At 40.1% G+C, this 20,181-nt stretch carries 21 protein-coding genes; 13 read left to right on the forward strand and 8 right to left on the reverse strand.

Annotation, left to right across the window (positions count from 1 at the left end; genetic code table 11):
- Nucleotides 1-360: 360 nt before the first annotated feature.
- Nucleotides 361-702: a metal-sulfur cluster assembly factor gene (locus AC3E8G_RS09110; RefSeq protein ID WP_006595245.1), complete on the forward strand. Its 342-nt coding sequence runs from the start codon at nt 361-363 to the stop codon at nt 700-702.
- Nucleotides 703-750: 48 nt separating this feature from the next.
- On the opposite strand, the gene ilvD is transcribed toward AC3E8G_RS09110, so the two are convergent.
- Entirely contained in the window at nt 751-2,454 is a 1,704-nt protein-coding gene (gene ilvD / locus AC3E8G_RS09115; protein ID WP_125336218.1) for a dihydroxy-acid dehydratase, read from the reverse strand.
- Between the two features lie 238 nt (nt 2,455-2,692).
- Here ilvD and rpmF point away from each other — a divergent pair, with 238 nt between their 5' ends.
- Both rpmF and rpmG read left to right on the forward strand, forming a co-directional pair.
- Nucleotides 2,693-2,875, forward strand: coding sequence for a 50S ribosomal protein L32 (rpmF, locus tag AC3E8G_RS09120; protein ID WP_003009516.1), 183 nt, complete (start codon nt 2,693-2,695; stop codon nt 2,873-2,875).
- Between the two features lie 15 nt (nt 2,876-2,890).
- The gene (gene rpmG / locus AC3E8G_RS09125; protein WP_001265622.1) at nt 2,891-3,040 is read left to right on the forward strand and encodes a 50S ribosomal protein L33; all 150 of its coding nucleotides are present in this window, start codon (nt 2,891-2,893) and stop codon (nt 3,038-3,040) included.
- Between the two features lie 390 nt (nt 3,041-3,430).
- On the opposite strand, the gene AC3E8G_RS09130 is transcribed toward rpmG, so the two are convergent.
- Genes AC3E8G_RS09130 through AC3E8G_RS09145 form a run of 4 tightly spaced genes read right to left on the reverse strand, consistent with a single transcriptional unit; the run spans nt 3,431 to nt 6,191 of the window.
- Nucleotides 3,431-4,216 carry an ABC transporter permease gene (locus AC3E8G_RS09130; RefSeq protein ID WP_003013947.1) on the reverse strand — a complete coding sequence of 262 codons (786 nt, stop codon included), beginning with the start codon at nt 4,214-4,216 and terminating at the stop codon, nt 3,431-3,433.
- Between the two features lies 1 nt (nt 4,217).
- Nucleotides 4,218-5,012 carry an ABC transporter permease gene (locus AC3E8G_RS09135; RefSeq protein WP_003013825.1) on the reverse strand — a complete coding sequence of 265 codons (795 nt, stop codon included), beginning with the start codon at nt 5,010-5,012 and terminating at the stop codon, nt 4,218-4,220.
- Nucleotides 5,009-5,995, reverse strand: coding sequence for an ABC transporter ATP-binding protein (locus AC3E8G_RS09140; RefSeq protein ID WP_003010129.1), 987 nt, complete (start codon nt 5,993-5,995; stop codon nt 5,009-5,011). The genes AC3E8G_RS09135 and AC3E8G_RS09140 overlap by 4 nt, the downstream gene beginning before the upstream one ends.
- Nucleotides 5,988-6,191, reverse strand: coding sequence for a hypothetical protein (locus tag AC3E8G_RS09145; RefSeq protein WP_003010127.1), 204 nt, complete (start codon nt 6,189-6,191; stop codon nt 5,988-5,990). Before AC3E8G_RS09145 ends, AC3E8G_RS09140 begins: the two co-directional genes overlap by 8 nt.
- A gap of 951 nt (nt 6,192-7,142) precedes the next feature.
- On the opposite strand from AC3E8G_RS09145, the gene AC3E8G_RS09150 reads away from it, so the two are divergent.
- Together AC3E8G_RS09150 and AC3E8G_RS09155 are read left to right on the forward strand one after the other, a co-directional pair.
- Nucleotides 7,143-7,739, forward strand: coding sequence for a hypothetical protein (locus AC3E8G_RS09150; protein WP_154859284.1), 597 nt, complete (start codon nt 7,143-7,145; stop codon nt 7,737-7,739).
- A gap of 2 nt (nt 7,740-7,741) precedes the next feature.
- Nucleotides 7,742-7,966: a helix-turn-helix transcriptional regulator gene (locus tag AC3E8G_RS09155; RefSeq protein ID WP_009732004.1), complete on the forward strand. Its 225-nt coding sequence runs from the start codon at nt 7,742-7,744 to the stop codon at nt 7,964-7,966.
- A gap of 315 nt (nt 7,967-8,281) precedes the next feature.
- Here AC3E8G_RS09155 and AC3E8G_RS09160 read toward each other — a convergent pair whose 3' ends face one another.
- From AC3E8G_RS09160 to AC3E8G_RS09170, 3 genes are all read right to left on the reverse strand, one after another.
- A complete protein-coding gene (locus tag AC3E8G_RS09160) occupies nt 8,282-8,917 on the reverse strand; it encodes an SdpI family protein (RefSeq protein ID WP_490677558.1) in 636 nt (211 codons plus the stop codon).
- The gene (locus AC3E8G_RS09165) at nt 8,904-9,185 is read right to left on the reverse strand and encodes an autorepressor SdpR family transcription factor (protein WP_061564603.1); all 282 of its coding nucleotides are present in this window, start codon (nt 9,183-9,185) and stop codon (nt 8,904-8,906) included. The genes AC3E8G_RS09160 and AC3E8G_RS09165 overlap by 14 nt, the downstream gene beginning before the upstream one ends.
- Before the next feature lie 212 nt (nt 9,186-9,397).
- The gene (locus tag AC3E8G_RS09170) at nt 9,398-11,095 is read right to left on the reverse strand and encodes an Ig-like domain-containing protein (RefSeq protein WP_490677559.1); all 1,698 of its coding nucleotides are present in this window, start codon (nt 11,093-11,095) and stop codon (nt 9,398-9,400) included.
- Nucleotides 11,096-11,497: 402 nt separating this feature from the next.
- Between AC3E8G_RS09170 and asnA the strand changes: the two genes are divergently transcribed.
- The 8 genes from asnA to nrdG all read left to right on the forward strand — a co-directional run bounded on the left by asnA (nt 11,498) and on the right by nrdG (nt 20,027).
- Nucleotides 11,498-12,490 carry an aspartate--ammonia ligase gene (gene asnA / locus AC3E8G_RS09175; RefSeq protein ID WP_048692049.1) on the forward strand — a complete coding sequence of 331 codons (993 nt, stop codon included), beginning with the start codon at nt 11,498-11,500 and terminating at the stop codon, nt 12,488-12,490.
- 191 nt (nt 12,491-12,681) lie between these two features.
- On the forward strand, nt 12,682-13,956 hold the full coding sequence (gene hisS, locus AC3E8G_RS09180) for a histidine--tRNA ligase (RefSeq protein WP_154859290.1): 1,275 nt from the start codon (nt 12,682-12,684) through the stop codon (nt 13,954-13,956).
- 158 nt (nt 13,957-14,114) lie between these two features.
- Nucleotides 14,115-15,890: a glycosyltransferase family protein gene (locus tag AC3E8G_RS09185; protein WP_154859292.1), complete on the forward strand. Its 1,776-nt coding sequence runs from the start codon at nt 14,115-14,117 to the stop codon at nt 15,888-15,890.
- A gap of 124 nt (nt 15,891-16,014) precedes the next feature.
- A complete protein-coding gene (gene nrdD / locus AC3E8G_RS09190; protein WP_129270514.1) occupies nt 16,015-18,225 on the forward strand; it encodes an anaerobic ribonucleoside-triphosphate reductase in 2,211 nt (736 codons plus the stop codon).
- A 12-nt stretch (nt 18,226-18,237) separates the two neighbouring features.
- Nucleotides 18,238-18,378, forward strand: a complete 141-nt coding sequence (locus AC3E8G_RS09195; RefSeq protein WP_126403619.1) for a hypothetical protein — start codon at nt 18,238-18,240, stop codon at nt 18,376-18,378.
- Nucleotides 18,379-18,415: 37 nt separating this feature from the next.
- The gene (locus AC3E8G_RS09200) at nt 18,416-18,916 is read left to right on the forward strand and encodes a GNAT family N-acetyltransferase (protein WP_154859294.1); all 501 of its coding nucleotides are present in this window, start codon (nt 18,416-18,418) and stop codon (nt 18,914-18,916) included.
- Between the two features lie 9 nt (nt 18,917-18,925).
- Complete coding sequence (locus AC3E8G_RS09205) at nt 18,926-19,471, forward strand: GNAT family N-acetyltransferase (protein WP_129270510.1); 546 nt, start codon at nt 18,926-18,928, stop codon at nt 19,469-19,471.
- Nucleotides 19,437-20,027 carry an anaerobic ribonucleoside-triphosphate reductase activating protein gene (gene nrdG / locus AC3E8G_RS09210; protein ID WP_129270508.1) on the forward strand — a complete coding sequence of 197 codons (591 nt, stop codon included), beginning with the start codon at nt 19,437-19,439 and terminating at the stop codon, nt 20,025-20,027. The genes AC3E8G_RS09205 and nrdG overlap by 35 nt, the downstream gene beginning before the upstream one ends.
- Nucleotides 20,028-20,181: the final 154 nt, after the last annotated feature.

The raw sequence follows: 20,181 nt of genomic DNA on the forward strand, positions 1-20,181 counted from the left end.
GAAAAGGTTTGGGGAACCTTTTCAACCTGAGCCAAAAAATAAGGAAGCGAAGCAATTTTAAAAAATTGTTCTGTCTCACTCCCATAAAAAAAGCCACCTGATTTGGTGGCCTTTATGGGAGATTATTATGAAAAAGTTTAGGATTTTCTATCAAACAAAGTTAGGAGGTCTTCATTTGATGGTATTAGTATAAATCGGAAAACTTAAAGAAAACTTAAGATACCTTCCTGTAATTTTAAATCAGTCTTAAGACGGATAGTTTGATTTGTAGCTGTCATTCGATCTCATTCTAGGTGAACTTGCATTATTGTCAGAATTGTGAGAAAATAGTCTTCATTAAAGGAGGGAAAGGATAGCGAGATGAGAGAGGATATCAAGATTAACGACCGTGCCCTAGCACTGGAGAAACAATTGATTGAGAAGTTAGAGCTTGTGTTTGATACCGATGTTGAATTGGACGTCTACAACCTCGGTTTGATTTATGAGTTGGATCTGGATGAGGAAGGGACTTGCAAAGTAGTCATGACCTTTACCGATACCGCTTGTGACTGTGCGGAAAGTTTGCCTATCGAAATCGTCGCCCGCCTAAAAGAAATTGACGGTATTGAAGACGTCAAAGTAGAAGTAACCTGGTCGCCAGCTTGGAAAATTACCCGGATCAGCCGTTATGGGCGTATTGCCCTTGGCCTTCCACCGCGATAAATCAATAAAACTCACTTTACGAATTCGTAAAGTGAGTTTTTTCATATCTTATTGTTTACCAGATTGTTCCATATTCCAGAAGTCTGTCACGGCACCGCGTGAAGCAGAGGATACCGTGTGGGCATATTTACCCAGAACCCCTCGGCTATATAGTGGTGGCAAGGTTGTTTCAGCCTTCCGTTTGGCCAACTCTTCGTCTGAGACGTGCATGGTGATTTCTTTAGTATCTTGGTCAACTGTTACCAGATCCCCTGTGTGGAGGTAGGCGATTGGACCGCCGACCTGAGCTTCAGGCGCGATGTGTCCAACAACGAGACCATACGTACCACCAGAGAAGCGTCCGTCTGTCAAGAGGGCCACCTTGTCTCCTTGGCCTTTCCCAACGATCATGGATGACAAGGACAGCATTTCCGGCATACCAGGACCACCCTTAGGTCCTACGAAACGAACAACAACAACGTCGCCATCCACGATTTCATCCGAAAGAACCGCTTCAATGGCCGCTTCTTCCGAGTCAAAGACCTTAGCAGGACCAGTGATGTTACGAACTTTCACACCTGATACTTTGGCAACCGCCCCTTCTGGAGCCAAGTTCCCTTTCAAGATGATCAATGGACCATCCGCACGTTTTGGATTTTCAAGTGGCATGATGACTTTTTGACCTGGTGTCAAATCAGCAAAGGCTTCTAAGTTTTCAGCCACCGTTTTACCAGTACATGTGATACGATCCCCATGAAGGAAACCATTCTTAAGAAGGTATTTCATAACGGCTGGCACACCACCGACGTTGTAAAGGTCTTGGAAGACATATTGACCTGAAGGTTTCAAGTCTGCCAAGTGAGGCACACGCTCTTGGAAATCATTGAAGTCTTCAAGGGTCAAGTCCACATTGGCCGCATGAGCGATCGCCAGCAAGTGAAGGGTCGCATTGGTGGAGCCACCTAGCGCCATGGTCACTGTAATCGCATCTTCAAAGGCTTCACGAGTCAAGATATCAGATGGCTTCAGTCCCATTTCAAGCATTTTGACAACTGCACGACCCGCTTCTTCAATATCGGCCTTTTTATCAGCTGATTCAGCAGGGTGAGAAGAGGAACCTGGTAAGCTCAATCCAAGGACCTCGATCGCTGTCGCCATGGTGTTGGCCGTATACATACCACCACAGCCACCAGGGCCTGGGCAGGCATTACATTCCAGTTGCTTCACTTCTTCAGCAGTCATGTCACCATGGTTCCATTTCCCGATCCCTTCGAAAACAGAAACCAAGTCGATATCCTTGCCGTTCAGATTACCTGGGGCAATGGTACCACCATAAGCAAAGATCGCAGGAATATCCATATTGGCAATGGCGATCATCGAACCAGGCATGTTCTTATCACAGCCACCGATGGCTACAAAGGCATCCACGTTGTGACCGCCCATAGCAGCTTCGATAGAGTCTGCAATGATATCACGAGAAGTCAAGGAGAAGCGCATCCCAGGTGTCCCCATAGCAATCCCGTCCGCAACCGTAATGGTTCCGAATTGGACTGGCCAAGCTCCCGCATCTTTTACACCTTCTTTAGCCAATTTTCCAAAATCATGAAGGTGCATGTTACAAGGCGTGTTTTCAGCCCAAGTAGAGATCACCCCTACGATTGGTTTTTCAAAGTTTTCATCTGTCATCCCAGTTGCTCGAAGCATCGCCCGGTTAGGGGATTTGACCATGCTGTCATAGACGCTACTGCGATGGCGTGTATCTAATTCTGTCATCTGATTCCCTCTCATCGTATTTTTTATTATTATAGCACAATTTACAGCCCAACGATAGAAGAAAATTCTTGAATTTTCAGACAATTTAACAGAGCGAGGATAGAGGAAAACAGAATGAAAGAAATTATTTGAAAAAAGTTGTCAAGTAACTTTACTTTACAAAAAAGTTTTGTTATACTGTTAAAGTTGATGAAAATCAAACCTAATTGAATTTATATCTTAAAAGGAGAAAAACGAAATGGCAGTACCTGCACGTCGCACATCAAAAGCGAAGAAAAACAAACGTCGTACGCACTACAAAGTAACAGCTCCATCTGTAAACTTTGACGAAGCAACTGGAGATTACTCACGTTCACACCGTGTATCACTTAAAGGATACTACAAAGGACGTAAGATCGCTAAAGCTGCATCAGCTGAATAATAGAAGGGAGATACCATGCGCGTAAATATTACACTTGAACACAAAGAATCTGGTGAACGCTTGTACCTTACTTCTAAAAACAAACGTAACACTCCAGACCGTCTTCAATTGAAGAAATACTCACCAAAACTTCGCAAACACGTTGTGTTTACAGAAGTTAAGTAGGGATTCAATACGAATCAATACATAAGAAAAACGCTGATTTAAAGCGTTTTTTCTTTTTGCCAAATGCGATATATTGCACTGTATTTCAATCCAAACTCTACCTTTTTCTCTACCTTTTTTCTTAAGACCTGGTTTGACACAGTTGGATTTCAGGTACTTTCAGTTTAGCTTTATATCAACCATCATCAAAATCCAACTATTTTCTTATTTTAAAAAATATGAATAAGTTTGATTGAATGAGGGAATTTCTTTAAATTTTTTCTTAGCACCTATAAGTTAATAATACTATTCTTTAAATTATAGTTTATAATTATCTGATGTTTCAATGACCACAAAACAAAGTACAGCGAATCACTTCCTTTAGTCAAACATATAACTGAACAACATTGTTTATCTTCCTGCACTTTCATATTTTTTCAATCCTTTTCTAAAAATTGTACGACTGATAATAATCAAAAAAACTGTAAAAACTATTTGATAGAAAAATAGGTTCAATGTATCTTTCCCTAAAAATATTAATACTGCAGGATTGGCAATTAATAAATTGGGAACAAATAACATAGTGATCAATCTGTTAATACCTGTAAAAATATTATATGGATACTTAGAAATTCCAATATAATTCAAAAATACATCTACTTTTGAAAATTTAGTTGGGAACCAAAATGAACTAATCGTTATTAGAAACCAAATTGAATAATATATAATACAACCACACATTAAAGAAAGGATATAAAATAATATTTTTAATGAATTTAAATGTACATTTAAATTTCCATAACTTATAAAAATGATCGCAAGACCAAAAAAAGTATTCACGAATTGAACTAAATTAAATGATCTAAAAATATAGAACAACTGAGTATCAAACGGCCTCAATAAAATTTGATCCAAGTTACCACTCAAAATATCTGATTCTAAAATTCCCATACTTCTAATTAACAATCCCATCATAACTCCATCTACAATAGTGTAGGAACCTACCAAAAATAAAATTTGATAATAGTCCCAACCATTAAAAGAGTCTATGTTTAAGAAAATCAATCTAAAAAATACAATAGGTAAACCAATCCACAGTATCGACGAAAATAGACCACAAAAGAAGTCAAAATGAAAATTCATATCAGATTTAAAACCAAAATGAAGTAGCCTAAAAATTACTTTTATTCTAAACATTTTATCCTCCCACATTTGAGAAGTGCTCCACTCCTTTTCTCAATATGAATCTTGATATAATATAAAAAATGATGCACCAAATCAATTGAATACAAATAATTCTCAAATAGTCTATTAATTTATATGTATCATTACTAAACATCTGAAGCGGTTCATATACTAAGTATTTAAAAGGTAATACATCTAAAAACAGACGAAAATTATTTGAAAAAAAACTTAAAGGCAATAATATTCCTGATAAAAACTGAATCACTATTTCTTTAACAGTAAGGACAAAAAATATATTTTCTAACCAAAAAGAAAGCATACCTACACAACATGATATTAAAAACCATAGAACCATAGATAGAATAATTGCAATACTTCCTAAAATAAGAATTTCAATGGTTAATAACTCATTCTTGTAATAAACACTGGAGAATAAAATGACAGGAATGATGATAAATAATAAATGAGCAAGCCTATCTCCAAGCATTTTACAAAAATAATACTTATAAAAAGTAACAGGTTTTATTAATATGCTAAAAAAATTTCCTGAATGAACATCGTCATTGATTTCCCAATCAACTGGATAAAAAACAAAATATGAAAAAATTATAGTCCCCAAATAGTATTGAACCATTGAGGTAAAATCATATCCTGCTATATTTATCTGGTTACTCTGATATATATACGTCCATAAAAATACTGATATCATAATTTGTATACTTGCCTGTAACATTAACAATAGTACACTTGATTTATAGTTCAAAATAGATCGAAATGATATCAGAATAATAGACATTTCTTTTTTCAATTGTGCTCCTTTTTTGTAAAATAGTTTTGTAAAATAATTTCTTCTAAAGAAAGATTTGATATTTCAAAATCTTCTATATCTACAAGCTTATTGATTGATTCTAATGTCTCAAAGACAAAATCTCTAGGTATTTTTAGTATACATTCCGATTTTGTTTGAGAAATGACTACTACTCCTTTAACAGAGCATAACTCTGGTACCAAATCTAATGTCATTTTTATCTTTAAATATTTAAAATCAGAAAATTTAGATAAAATAACATCCATTGACTCCTGCAAAATAATTTTTCCTTTGTCAATGACGATTAATTCGTCACAAACAGACGAAATATCATCCATATCATGACTCGTTAAAATAATAGTAGTATGACATTCTTCATTCATTTTCTTTAAAAATGTTCTGATATCTTTTTTAGACTGTATATCTAACCCTATAGTAGGCTCGTCTAAAAATAATATTTCCGGACTTGTTAAAGATGCCGCGATAAACTCCATTTTCATTTTTTGTCCAAGAGAGAGGGTCCGGACCTGCTGGTAAAGCTGATCTTTTACATTCAACAAATTGCTTAATTCCTGAATTCGTTCTTGTAAAATCGCCGGTTCTACCTCATATAAAGTACCAATCAATTGAAAATAATCCATAGCCGAAACATCTTGAAATAACTGTAATTTATTTCCTACTACTATTGAAATTTTTTTTCTAAAATTTATACTTCTTTTAAATGGAATTTCTCCATTCACTTCTAATTTTCCGGAACTAGGATAAAGAGTCCCAGTCAACATTTTAATCGTTGTGGATTTACCAGCTCCATTACTCCCAATAAAGCCAACTATACTCCCTCTCTTAATCGTAAAACTAATATCTTGAACAGCTCGAATCGTTATTTGATTACGTTTCAAAAATCTCTTGATAAATGGGAGTCTTGAATCAAAATTATAAAAATTTTTAGATAAATTCTGAGCATTAATAACTATTTCACTCATATATCTCTCCTTTCGATAAAATATATTTACTTGTACTTTTTCCATACTTTACCAAAATGCTAAAGATTGAGCTAAAATCTTCGGGATGGGTAAAATAATATTTGTCTTTAAAAAGTTTCTCAAAACCTTCAAGGCGATTATTGAAATCATTAAATTTTGTATTGTCTAGCTGGTTGAATGTCTCTTTAATATCCATAAACTTTCTCCGTGATTCTTTATTTCACTTTATAAATAGAAGAGTGTCTATATATTTATAGATCCTCAAGAACTTGCATTTTATCAAGTATAAGTAGAATAGTATGTAAGGGTTTACATATTCATATTATATGATTGTTTAAGGAATCCGTCAATTTTCCACATTATTATATGACAAAATGTATTTTTTAAAAATGCAAAAATCTATGAGCAAGATGTTTGACTTCTTTTTTGAAGTATATATACTTATATTAACCTTAGAAAAGAAAAAATGTTTGAACAGATATTCAATAATAATTACTTTTTTTAAAATTAAAATTCGAACTTTAAATTTTTATCTTTTTTATATTATTGAGTAACCTAAATTGCCCAATTTGTAAAATTTAGCTAGACAAAAAAAGACATCCAAGAGAAATTTCTTAAATGTCTGTAAACGTTGATATAAGCGTGTTGATTAACGTTTTGATAATTGTGATGCTTTACGAGCTTTCTTAAGACCTGGTTTGGAAAGTTTGGGTTTCAGTTGGATTAAAAATAGCGTCATATCAAGGCTTTTCAGAACGGAATCTACTGATTAATTTCATAAAATTTGAATCAGTATTTTTTAAACAGGGGAATAGTTTAGGTCTGAAAGAATTAACTTATACATTTACAAGGTTCATTCTGATCGACTTTATAACTGTCTAAGAAAAAAGTAAAGATTCATACAGTATCTAGATTTTCCAAAAATTCTTTATCATCAAATATTATTAACAAAACTATCCAAACCAAATCCGATACATTGCTTCAAAGAATTCTTTAGTTGTTTGACTAGCGAGGTCTTTAATTAAAAAAATTTTTAAAATAATTGCCACCTTGACACATAAATTCTTGCTTTCCAAGTTTAAATGTGATATATTTATAACATAAATTTTAAGTGTTATATATTTATAACATGAAAAAGGAGTCTATCATGAAAAAAAGTCAAAAAATGCGTGGCCTCATTGCAATGATTGCCGTAGCTCTCTTTATTGATTTTATTGTTTTATTTGGTTCTAATCTTAGTTGGGGATCCAAGTTAGTTATTACTGGTATTTCAGTGTCAGGTCAAATTATAGCTATATGGAGCTGGCTACATATGAAACCACGGCCTCATAAGATTCAGAAAGGTGAGAGGAAGACTATTTTTGACTTGTCTGCTAAGCTTTACACGATACTTTTTTTTGCAGCAAGCATTTTTTATACAGTAGGGATTTGGGTTGCGACCCCAAGCGAAAGTTCTGGTATTAAAGAATGGATTTTGGGAATTGGTCTCGTTATTGAAGTGATTGTATTTGGTTTTTTCTGTTTGAAAAATGTCAAGGAAACCCCAGACGAACGCTTTTATGCTAATTTAGCCAAGGCAGCTAGCTTGATGTTTGTTTTTATACTAGGCGCACTGATGATTCTAGCAGTTATCATTGGGTATATAGGGTCTCTCACTCTTCACATGGGCCAGATCTTTATTAGCATATCTGCCTTGATTTTCATCTTTGCGGTTGTCTATCTTATCTTGGAACGGAGAGGATAAGCATGGCCAAAGAAAGCAAGATTATTACTAATCTCAAATCTGTTCGTGAGTCCACAGGCATGACCCAGCAGGAGTTAGCCGACCTCATCGGCATGCGACGCGAGACAATTCTGCACTTAGAAAATAACCGTTACAATCCTTCGCTAGAAATGGCTCTTAAAATTGCTCAAGTTTTTAATCTGAAAATAGAAGACCTCTTTGAACTCAGACAGAAAGAGGAAGCATAATTCTTTTCGAGACCTAGTATTAAGTTCATTGATTAATTAGGAATTGAAGCCAAAGGAAAAATCCTTTTTAGTCGTGATAAAGAAGTTATTTCATTGATACCTAACTTACATTGCTTAAAGGGAAATAAAAATGGAACCCCTAGTCATCCACTCTACTTATCCAAAGACATAAAACCTTCCTCATACAAAGGATAGACCTTTGACTTTCCGAAAAATTAGTATTTTCCTGAATGTTTTGAATTTGAAACGATGAATATGCAAAAACAACCAGAAAAGAAATAGTTCACGACTGCTTCTTCTCTGGTTGTTTTCATACTAACGATTTTTCCGACTTAATTGATAAGAGTACATCATAGGGATAAACACAATGGCGAGGATGACCAGCACCAATACATAAGAAAGCGCGAATTGAAGGCTAGCTTCCAGTAGGAGGATCAAGCCACCAAGCACCCACAACTTCCCTGCCAAGCGATGGGTTTTGTGCCAGTTATCTTCACTCTGCAAGGTCCAAGGTAGGCGGATTCCAACTGTATGGTTCACTTTTAGCTTAGGCATGTAGTTGCCCATGATCACAAAGATGAGCCCTAGCAAAACCGAAACAAAAACAGATGGATTGGTAGTAGAACCTAGCGCTTTGCTATAGATGAGATAGGAGACGATTAAGGAGACTATTGGAATCAACCAGTAGATTACTTTGACCATTTTCTCATTCATAGTACGGTTCTTAGGATCACGTCCGATCATAAAGATCACAAACAGATGCACCAAGAGAAGGAAAACAGGAAGACCAAACACAGCTAGTGCTTTCGATTGGAAGTTATTGGCCTGACCAGCAGCGTTAAAGTGAATCGAGATTTGGTTAGGCAATTGCGACCAAATTATCAGCCCCCAAAGCATGGGGAAAAGTATCACCATAGAAGTTAATATCAATAATTTTTTATTCGTTTTCATCAGTAGAGTCTCCTTTCAAATCAACGAGCCAGACCATCAAATCCTCCAAGACAGAAGTATTGAGTTCATAGTAGATAAAATTCTTCTCTTTTTCCTCTCGAATTAAATCTGCCTGCTTGAGTATGCTTAAATGATGGGAAATGGTCGCTCCTGCTACATCAAAGTGGCCAGCGATATCGCCAGCGGATAATTTCCCTGCCTTTAGCAGCTCTAAGATACTTCTTCTTATCGGATTCGATAAAGCTTTAAATGTTTGCGCAAAATTCATTCTCTATCTTCTCCAATCTATTTAGATTTCTTTCTAAATAGATTCTAGTGCTTCCAGATAGGTTTGTCAACTCTATTTTGAAAAAATTCGAAATAGGTCTAAATAGGATCTCCTTGTGACCTGCTAGGAAGATGTTGTTGCCAGTAGAAATGTTATTTTAGAAGACACAAAAAACCTCTAGCCATTAGCTAGAGGTTGAGATTTAGTCATCTTTATTGATGTGAGAGTTTACGTTTCAATAAGATAGCACCTGATAGAACAACTGCTCCGAGAACAATGAATCCAGTAGCGGCAACTTCACCTGTACTTGGGAGAACTTTCTTCCGACCTTTACCTTTGCCATCGCCGGTACCTTCAGTTGTTGAAGATGACGGAGTTGGTGTTGGAGTAGTCGTTACTTTAGTAGTTGGTTCTTCGCTTGTGGTAGTTGTTGTCGTAGTTGAAGATGTAGTCGGTTCTTCAGTTGTAGTCGTAGTTGTCGTTGTTTCACCTGTAGTGGTTGAAGTAGTAGTTGGCTCTTCGGTTGTTGTAGTAGTCGAAGTAGTAGTCGGCTCTTCAGTCGTCGTAGTCGTTGTAGTAGTCGAAGTTGTTGTAGTCGTAGTCGTAGTAGTACTGGTTGTTTCTTCCTTCGGATTGACGATTGTCTTGGTTACTGAGTGATCGGCTCCGAAATCTTCAGTATTGACTTCTGTATCTGCAGATTTGATGCTGTAGCCCGCAGGTGCTTCTGTTTCTGTTAAGATATACTTATCTTTTAGCAAAGCACTGACAGTAATGTTCCCGTTTTCGTCGGTTACATACTCACCGATGACTTGGTTGTTCGCTTGACGTACGACCTTGAATTTGGCACCTTGAAGAGGTTGGTTGGCATCATCTACTTTGTGGATATTGATGGTAAATACATAACCGACACCAGAGCCACCCGCGATTTGTACAGCAGCAGCATTGGTTACTTCTTTCACCACAGTATTTTTACCTTTTAAGATGGCATCATTTTTTAGGAGTTCACCATCTGCAGGCTCGTAGTTGAGCTGAACGTCGTAAGCAATACGATACTGGTCGTTTTCAGTGATATCGCCTAAGTCAACTACAAAGGATTGACCGTCTTCACTAATAGTCACCTTGTGTTGGTCAGTAACATCTGTTCGGTTGCTAAATTGCCATTCACCTGCTACAAAGGCAAAGTTCCCTTTTAAGATTTTGATGCTGCCAGGGACATAAGAAGCGTTGGTAAATTTCATGTGATCTTCGATAGTCACGCTATTGATATTTTCTCTGGTCCGGTTGATAGAAATGGTATAGGATACCTTCTTGTGATCGTCTGAATTCACCCAGCTTGTCTTTGTCAAAACTTTGGGATTGCCGTCTCCAACTCCCTTGAAGGTCACTTTACCACCGACCTTAAGCTCGTTGTTTATAGTGATTTCAATCGGGATTTCTCCTTTTTCAGGGTGCTTCTGGAAATCAATCCGTGCATAGAAGAAGAAGGAGCCGTTAGTGTCAGAGTGTTTTTCAACATAGTCTGTATAGGTGAGGGAAATCGATTTTTTTGCAGCATCTACGGTTGCATGAGCGATGACCTCGTTGGTGTTAACATCTCGAATCTCAAAGCTGTCTGAAGAAATGATGAGGGCCTCTGGCACAGTCACGACGGTGGTGTCCCCTGCCTTGACATTTTTTCCAGCTAAATCGTAGGTGGCATTAATTCGGAAAGTAGCCCATTGCTCCAACTCCCAAGTGAGATCTCCACCTTCGTTATTGGTGACGTTGACACTGGTAATCGTGTCCGCAAATTTTCCTGTTACCGAAACAGTCGATGTTTCAGCAGATAATCTATTCAACCCTAAAGTGAATAGGGTGGCTAGTAAACAAAGAACAAATGGGAAAATCCAAAATTTCTTTTTATCCATAATTTTCTTCCTTTTTCATAAGATGGGTGTTTAATAAACAATCCTACTATTAGTTCAACTAAGACGAACAGTAGGCTTCCAAAAGATGGAGTTGCTATTAAACGACACGGTATTGCGACAGGTTACTCGGTTGTTAGTTATGGTGTTGTTAAGAATAAAATCCTCCCTTTGTTCAAACAATCACAAGATTGTCTTCTTAGATAGATTGTAGCACAAAAAGCGCCTTATTTCAACAGTATAACTTTGATTGTTAAAATAAAAATGAGTATAAAATAGATAGGTTAAATAGCTGAAAGGAGAAGGTCTTGAAACAGCTTTCAAAACCCCTTTTTGAAGCAGTAAGTATTGATTTTTCTCTAAAAAAGCGTATAATCAAAATCATACTATTTAAAGGGAGTCTCTATGAAGAAGAGTTTTATTCACCAACAAGAAGAAATTTCATTTGTAAAAACAACATTTACCCAATATTTGAAAGACAAACTAGAAGTCGTTGAGGTTCAAGGTCCAATCTTGAGCAAGGTAGGAGATGGGATGCAGGACAACCTATCCGGTGTGGAAAACCCTGTCTCTGTAAAGGTCTTGCAAATTCCTAACGAGACCTATGAAGTCGTTCATTCCCTTGCAAAATGGAAGCGTCATACCTTAGCGCGATTTGGCTTTGGGGAAGGGGAAGGTCTCTTCGTCCATATGAAGGCTCTTCGTCCAGATGAAGATTCTTTGGATGCGACCCACTCAGTTTATGTTGACCAATGGGACTGGGAAAAGGTCATTCCAAATGGGAGCCGTAACCTAGCTTACTTGAAGGAAACGGTTGAAAAAATCTACAAGGCCATTCGTCTAACGGAGTTAGCTGTCGAAGCTCGCTATGATATTGAATCAATCCTGCCGAAGCAAATCACCTTTATCCACACAGAAGAGTTGGTAGAGCGTTATCCTGACTTGACGCCGAAAGAACGGGAAAATGCTATCACTAAAGAATATGGAGCCGTCTTTTTGATTGGGATCGGTGGCGTCTTATCAGATGGCAAGCCGCATGATGGACGGGCACCAGACTATGACGACTGGACAACGGAAACTGAAAATGGCTACAAGGGCTTAAACGGAGATATCCTTGTTTGGAATGATAACTTAGGGGCGGCATTCGAATTATCTTCTATGGGGATTCGGGTTGATGAAGACACACTCAAGCGCCAGGTTGCTATTACAGGAGATCAAGATCGTTTGGAATTGGAGTGGCACCGTGCGCTCTTGAATGGACTCTTTCCACTAACTATCGGAGGTGGGATCGGTCAATCACGGATGGCGATGTTCTTGCTTCGTAAGAAACATATCGGAGAAGTCCAAACCAGCGTCTGGCCTCAAGAAGTTCGCGAACAATATGAAAATATCTTATAAGATAGTTGAAAGTAAAGCAACGAAAGAAATCGAGTCTTGCATGTGATGCGGACTCGATTTTTATGGGGCTGGAGAAGCCATCTTTTTCTATTCCTGATGGGCTTGTAGTCTGATTTTATCGCTTGAGCGCTGTCACGGACTAGAAATTGTGATAGAATAAATAGTACAAAGCAAGCAAAGGAGTGGTGTCTATGAAATTACAAAAACCAAAAGGAACCCAAGATATCCTGCCACAGGAATCCGCTAAGTGGCAATATGTAGAAGGATTTGCTCGCGAAACCTTTAAAAAATACAATTACGCAGAGATCCGCACACCTATTTTTGAACATTACGAGGTGATTAGTCGTTCGGTAGGGGATACAACGGATATCGTGACCAAGGAGATGTACGACTTCTATGATAAGGGAGACCGTCACATCACGTTGCGTCCGGAAGGGACAGCACCAGTAGTCCGCTCCTATGTTGAAAATAAACTCTTTGCACCAGAAGTTCAAAAGCCAAGCAAGGTTTATTATATTGGTCCTATGTTCCGCTATGAGCGTCCTCAGGCTGGCCGTTTGCGTCAGTTCCACCAGATTGGCGTAGAATGCTTTGGATCTAGCAATCCTGCAACAGACGTTGAGACGATTGCCATGGCTGACCAATTCTTCAAAGAGATTGGCATTGAAAATGTCGTCCTCCACTTGAATACCCTAGGTAGCACAGCCAGTCGGGCAGCTTATCGCCAAGCTTTGATCGACTACCTCCTTCCAATGAAGGACCAACTTTCAAAAGATAGTCAACGTCGTCTAGAGGAAAATCCGCTCCGCGTCTTGGACTCAAAAGAAAAAGAAGACAAGCAAGCGGTTGAGAAGGCTCCATCTATCCTAGACTACTTGGACGAAGAAAGCCAGGCACACTTCGATGCCGTACGGGCTATGCTAGACGGTCTCGGAATTGACTATGTCATCGATACCAATATGGTACGTGGCCTAGACTATTACAACCACACTATTTTCGAGTTTGTGACAGAAGTAGATGGGAATGAGTTGACCGTTTGTGCGGGAGGTCGTTACGATGGCTTGGTAGAATATTTTGGTGGACCAGCAACACCAGGTTTCGGTTTTGGGATGGGACTTGAGCGTCTCTTGTTGATCCTCGAAAAACAAGGAGTTGAGCTTCCTGTTGAGACGACATTGGATGTCTACGTTGCTGTGTTAGGTTCAGAAGCAGAAGTGGCCGCCTTGGAATTGGTTCAGTCCCTTCGCTGTCAAGGCTTTATCGCAGAACGCGATTACCTAGGCCGTAAGTTGAAGGCTCAGTTCAAGTCAGCTGACGTCTTTGGGGCCAAAACCATCATTGCTCTTGGTGGTAGCGAGGTTGAAAGTGGGCAAATCACTGTCAAAAACAACCAGACTCGCCAGGAAGTGACCACGTCCATCGAAGAAGTAAAAAATGATTTTCAAACTATTTTGAATCAACTATAAAAAGAAAAGACGGATGCCGAGAAGGTATCGGTCTTTTTTGCATGTCCTCTATTTTCTCCTTGTGGAGAAAGCTGACAGCTGGGTCCATTTTTGATATACTAGTAGGGTATGCATGTGCCTTTTAGCACTTGCAAGTCTAGTAAAGGAAAAAACAAGGTATGAGTGAAAAAGAATCGCATAAACTTGGCTTGAGTGTCGGGTCCAATTTTCAAGATACTCAAGAGCTACGAAAGGTATTGGAACAATCAATTAGCCGAGAAGAAGAGGTTTTGACAGCTAGTCAACCGGTGGAATCAGAGCAGAACCAGGAAGAGAGCCAGGTTGCTGGAGAAACGGTGGAAACAGAAGCTTCGACCGGAACTCTAAGTCGCCTATCACGCTCTGGTCATCGTCGCAAAGAGAAGGTTGAAGCGAGATCGAAAGACCAAGAGGATGTAGAAGAGACATTAGAAGATCAAGAAGATGAAAAGTCGTTGGGGCGGTATGCCATTAAGCGACCAGTTCCCTTGTCACTACCCATTGCTTTTAGTGTCCTGCTTGGGCTGGTCCATGTAGCTCTTCCTTTTATCAACTTACTGGCGACTAACCAACAAACACAGGACTTATATGCCGGTTGGGCAATGTCTCAAGGTCAAGTTCCCTATGGTCATTTCTTTGGGGTCAATGGTTTGCTCTACTACGGGATCAGCGCTTTAGGAAGTTTGGTAGGAGGTCAAGTTCTCCTGGTGGTCTTCCAGATTTTAGCCTACTTTTTTGCTGGGACGAGCCTGTATCGGATGGTCAGAAGCTTAGTTGCAAGTGAAAAAATTGCAGGACAAGTTCAGCTACTCTTCTATCTTCTTGCTGGAGTGCTTGGATTTGGTGGCAATTACGCTGTTTTTTATGCCCTGCCCTTCCTATTTGGCTCTATGAATTTCATTCTCGCTTATCTAGAGGGTGAGAAAACAGATGAATCCTTTGTCGCCTATGGCGCAGGAGCCTGTTTGGCCTTTATGATGGTGCCATGGCTGAGTGTGATTTTTTATCTGCTTGCTTTTCTTGGATTGACAGCCTATCATGTGAAGCAAAAGAAATTTTCCCACGGCTTCTATCAATTCCTCGCTGCTCTCTTGGGATTCTCTCTTCTTTTCTATCCCTTAGGCTACATCACCGTGTGGAACGGCTCCTTTGGGTATGCAATCCATCAGACCTTGTACAGTCTCCGCTCCCTCCAGTTTGATGCGGGTCACCTATTTGCTAACCTAGTTTATTACTGTTTATTGCTATTAACGCTTGGTTTCGCTTCAGCTTTCGTCATGTCTTTCCGAAAAGTATCGACAAGCGGTCAACGTGTAATTCGGTTTATGAGTTGGTTTGGTCTTCTGCTAGTTGCCACTGTTGTGGTTGGGACACCAGAGCAAGGGGCCTATCAGTTCCTTAGCCTCTTACCTTTTGGTCTCCCCTTGTTCGCTCTTTGGTTTGCGGGAGAAGAGTCCACTTATCAGCGCCGGAAGATGAAGAACAATTCTATCTGGGACCTTTATTTCTCCAGTCAAGCCTTCCTACCGATTTTGGCAATGGCTTATCTAGTTGGCTATCCAGTTGTGAATCAATTTGTTCTCCAAAACAACCTAGCGAGTGAACGAAGCACCATTGCCCACTATATCAAGAGTCATAGTGATTCCAAGGATACCATCTATGCTTGGGATCAGACGGCCCATCTCTATCAGGAAAGTGGCCGCTTGGCATCTTCGGCCCTCCTAACTCCGACGGCCTATAGCAGTCCGAGGGAAAACCGAACCAATCTGATCAATCAGATTAAGCAAGCCAAGCCGAAGTTTATTGTGGTCAATAAGGACCTTGATGTAACGTCTGCTATGCAAAAAGTTTTGACCAAAAATTATGAAAAAGTGAACCAGAAAGGTTCCCAGTACACCTTGTACCAATATAAATAGACTATCAATATCTTGTGGTTTTGAAATGAAATAACATTTTTTGCCACAAGATATTGATTTTTTATTTTTGAGTGATATAATATGGAGTGAATTGTATTTGTGAAAAAAGAAAGTGGGCGAGCGCATGATAACGTTACGAGAAGAGCATATCCAAAGTCTCCCCCAACTCTTTGTGGAAAAGAGAGATGGGCGGAAGGTCAAGTTTGATGTCGATAAAATTTACCGTGCTTTGGTCAAAGCGACAGAAGAAGTGGCCGGCCTCACTCCGGCCTTGGAAGCGAAATTAGAAATTGTAACAGACCGGATTGTGGCTGAAATTTTGGAACGCTTCCCTCGTGGCGTAAAAATCTACGAGATTCAAAATGTCGTTGAGCACGAGTTACTGCAAGCCAATGAATATGCGATTGCTGAGAGCTATATTACTTACCGGACTCAGCGGGATTTTGAGCGCTCAAAAGCGACGGATATCAACTTTACCATCGGCAAGCTCCTCAACAAGGACCAAGCTGTCGTCAATGAAAATGCCAATAAGGACAGCGACGTTTTTAATACCCAGCGCGATTTGACAGCGGGAATTGTCGGTAAGTCTATTGGTCTCAAAATGTTGCCTAAACACGTAGCCAATGCCCATCAAAAAGGGGATATTCACTACCATGATTTGGACTATAGCCCTTATACCCCGATGACCAACTGTTGTTTGATCGATTTTGAAGGCATGTTACGCAATGGCTTTAAGATTGGGAATGCAGAAGTAGAAAGTCCTAAGTCCATCCAAACTGCAACGGCTCAGATCTCGCAAATCATTGCCAATGTAGCCTCTAGCCAGTATGGGGGTTGCTCAGCAGATCGGATCGACGAGGTCTTGGCTCCTTATGCAGAAAAGAATTATCAGAAGCACCTTAAAGATGCAGAGGAATGGGTTCTCCCGGAAAAACGCGAGGACTATGCTTGGCAAAAAACGAAAAAAGACATCTATGATGCCATGCAGTCCTTGGAGTACGAGATCAATACCCTCTTTACCTCAAATGGGCAAACGCCCTTTACTTCGCTTGGCTTTGGACTTGGAACAAATCGCTTCGAACGGGAAATTCAAAAGGCCATTCTGGAAATTCGAATCAAAGGGCTTGGTTCAGAACACCGGACCGCTATCTTTCCAAAACTGATATTTACCCTCAAGCGGGGGCTCAACTTAGAACCAGGTAGTCCCAACTACGACATCAAGCAGTTGGCCTTGGAATGTGCGACCAAACGCATGTATCCAGACGTTTTGTCTTATGACAAGATTGTTGAGTTGACAGGCTCCTTCAAGGTACCGATGGGATGTCGTTCTTTCCTTCAAGGTTGGAAGGATGAAAATGGTGTGGAAGTCAATTCTGGCCGGATGAACCTAGGGGTTGTGACAGTCAATTTGCCTCGAATTGCCTTGGAGTCAGAAGGGAATAAAGAAAAGTTCTGGGAAATCTTCAATGAGCGGATGAACATTGCTGAAGATGCTTTGGTTTACCGGGTGGAACGTACCAAAGAAGCAACGCCAGCTAATGCACCGATCCTCTACCAATATGGCGCTTTTGGGAAGCGTTTGGGTAAATATGACCAGGTAGACCAGCTCTTCCGCAACCGTAGAGCGACGGTTTCACTCGGCTATATCGGATTGTATGAAGTGGCGACGGTCTTTTATGGTCCAAACTGGGAACAGAATCCAGAAGCCAAGCAATTCACGATCGATATCATCAAGGATATGAAGAAGCGGGTCGAAGAATGGTCCGATCAGTATGGCTACCACTTCTCAATTTATTCGACGCCGTCAGAAAGCTTGACAGATCGCTTCTGTCGCCTGGATACGGAGAAATTTGGTCAGGTTCCGGATATCACAGACAAGGAATATTACACCAATAGTTTCCACTACGATGTCCGCAAGAACCCAACTCCATTTGAGAAGCTGGATTTTGAAAAAGTCTATCCAGAAGCAGGGGCCTCCGGTGGCTTTATCCACTATTGTGAATACCCTGTTCTCCAACAAAATCCAAAAGCGCTAGAGGCGGTTTGGGATTATGCCTATGACCGGGTCGGTTATCTCGGAACCAATACGCCGATTGATCGTTGTTACAAGTGTGATTTTGAAGGGGATTTCACACCAACCGAGCGGGGCTTCACCTGTCCAAACTGTGGCAATAGTGATCCTAAGACAGTTGATGTGGTCAAACGGACCTGTGGCTATCTAGGAAATCCTCAAGCCCGTCCGATGGTTAATGGACGTCATAAGGAAATCGCTGCGCGGGTCAAACACATGAATGGGTCCACGATTAAATCAGCTGGACACCAAGTGACAGATTAGAAAAGGAAGATTATGGGAAAATACCAACTAGATGATAAGGGCAAGGCCCAGGTTCAACGATTCCACGAAAAACATTCGACAGGTGGAATCAATAAAAAAGACCGAGTAGCCAGCCTGAGAGAACAATTTTTAAATAAAAATAAGAAAAAGTGAGAGCCCGCTCTCGCTTTTCTCTTATGGGGAGGGAATGATGGAATTACGCAGACCAACATTAGTAGATAAAGAAACCATTCTAAATATGATGGCAGAGTTCGAAGAGACCCGATCAGCCCACGACGGCGGCTTTTGGGATGCTGAGAACTTTGATTATGAGGAGTGGCTAGAAACTAACCTTAATAAAGAAATGGGAATAAATTTGCCTCAAAATCGCGTTCCATCAATTCAGTTCGTATTGTTTGATGAATCAGGCCATGCTTTAGGTTTTTTGAATCTACGGCTGAGACTAAATGAGGGATTGCTGAATTATGCTGGTCATATCGGCTATAGTATCCGTCCCTCTGCGCGTGGGCAAGGATTGGCAAAAGAGCAGCTGCGGCAAGGCTTGCAAGTAGCCAAAAGTAAAAATATCAAACGTGCTTTAGTGACTTGTGATAGTGACAATGCTGCCAGTCGAGCAGTGATTCTGACTAATGGCGGAGCTTTAGAGGATGTTCGAGGCGGGAAAGAGCGCTATTGGATTGATTTAGATTGAGGAAAGTTTATGAAGTTACAACGACCAACTTTAGAAGATAAAGACGCGATTTTAGAGATGATTACTGAGTTCGATGCTGCAAAATCCTATATGCACGGTGGCATGGGCTCCACTTGGAAGCGAGCAAAGGATTTTGCGGATTGGTTGCGAATTGTAGAGCAGCAGGAGGATACTGAGAATCTGCCAGAATGCTGGGTTCCTACCATTCAATTTTTATCCTTTGATGAGACTGGCTACCCTCTGGGCTTTTTAGCCCTGCGCTTGTCCTTGAATGACAAATTATTTGTAGAGGGTGGTCACATTGGCTATTCCATCCGGCCCAGTCAACGCAGAAAGGGCTTGGCTAAGTTGCAGCTAGAGCTAGGACTAGCAGAGGCTCGAAAACAAGGACTAGAACGAGTGCTGATTACCTGTGATGAAGACAACGAAGCTAGCCGTCGCACGATTCTATCTGCTGGCGGTGTTTACGAAAATACAATCGACAGAAGTCAGCGCTACTGGATTGATTTGGAGGATGAAGATGAACAATCCCAAACCTCAAGAATGGAAAAGTGAGGAGCTGAGCCAAGGTCGCATCATCGACTACAAGGCTTTTAACTTTGTCGATGGCGAAGGAGTCCGCAACTCCCTTTATGTGGCCGGCTGCATGTTTCACTGTGAGGGTTGTTACAATGTAGCGACCTGGTCTTTCAAGGCGGGTATTCCCTACACCAAAGAGTTAGAAGAGCAGATTATGGCCGATCTGGCCCAACCCTATGTCCAGGGCTTGACCTTGCTTGGGGGAGAACCATTTCTCAACACCGGTATCCTGCTGCCCTTGGTCAAGCGCGTGAAAAAAGAGTTGCCTGATAAAGATATCTGGTCTTGGACCGGCTACACCTGGGAAGAAATGATGCTGGAGACGCCGGACAAACTAGAACTGCTTTCGCTGATTGATATTCTGGTGGATGGTCGTTATGATAAGAGCAAACGCAACCTCATGTTGCAGTTTCGTGGCTCTTCCAACCAACGAATCATTGATGTTCAACAATCTCTCAAAGAAGGAAAAGTCGTCATCTGGGACAAGCTCAATGACGGCAAGGACTCTTATGAGCAAGTAAAAAGAGACTAGCAAGACTCGGATAGCCATTATAAAGATGGAGATTTCGTGATTCTTCAGTTTGCAAGAAGTGGGCTCTTTTTCAGACAATTTCATTTCACTGATAAAATTCAGAAGGATTCATGGTATAATGGAATAGATTGTACGAAAGTTAGAGTAATCCAAC

It is taken from the genome of Streptococcus sp. SCPM-O-B-15294 (M123) (genome assembly GCF_058200455.1).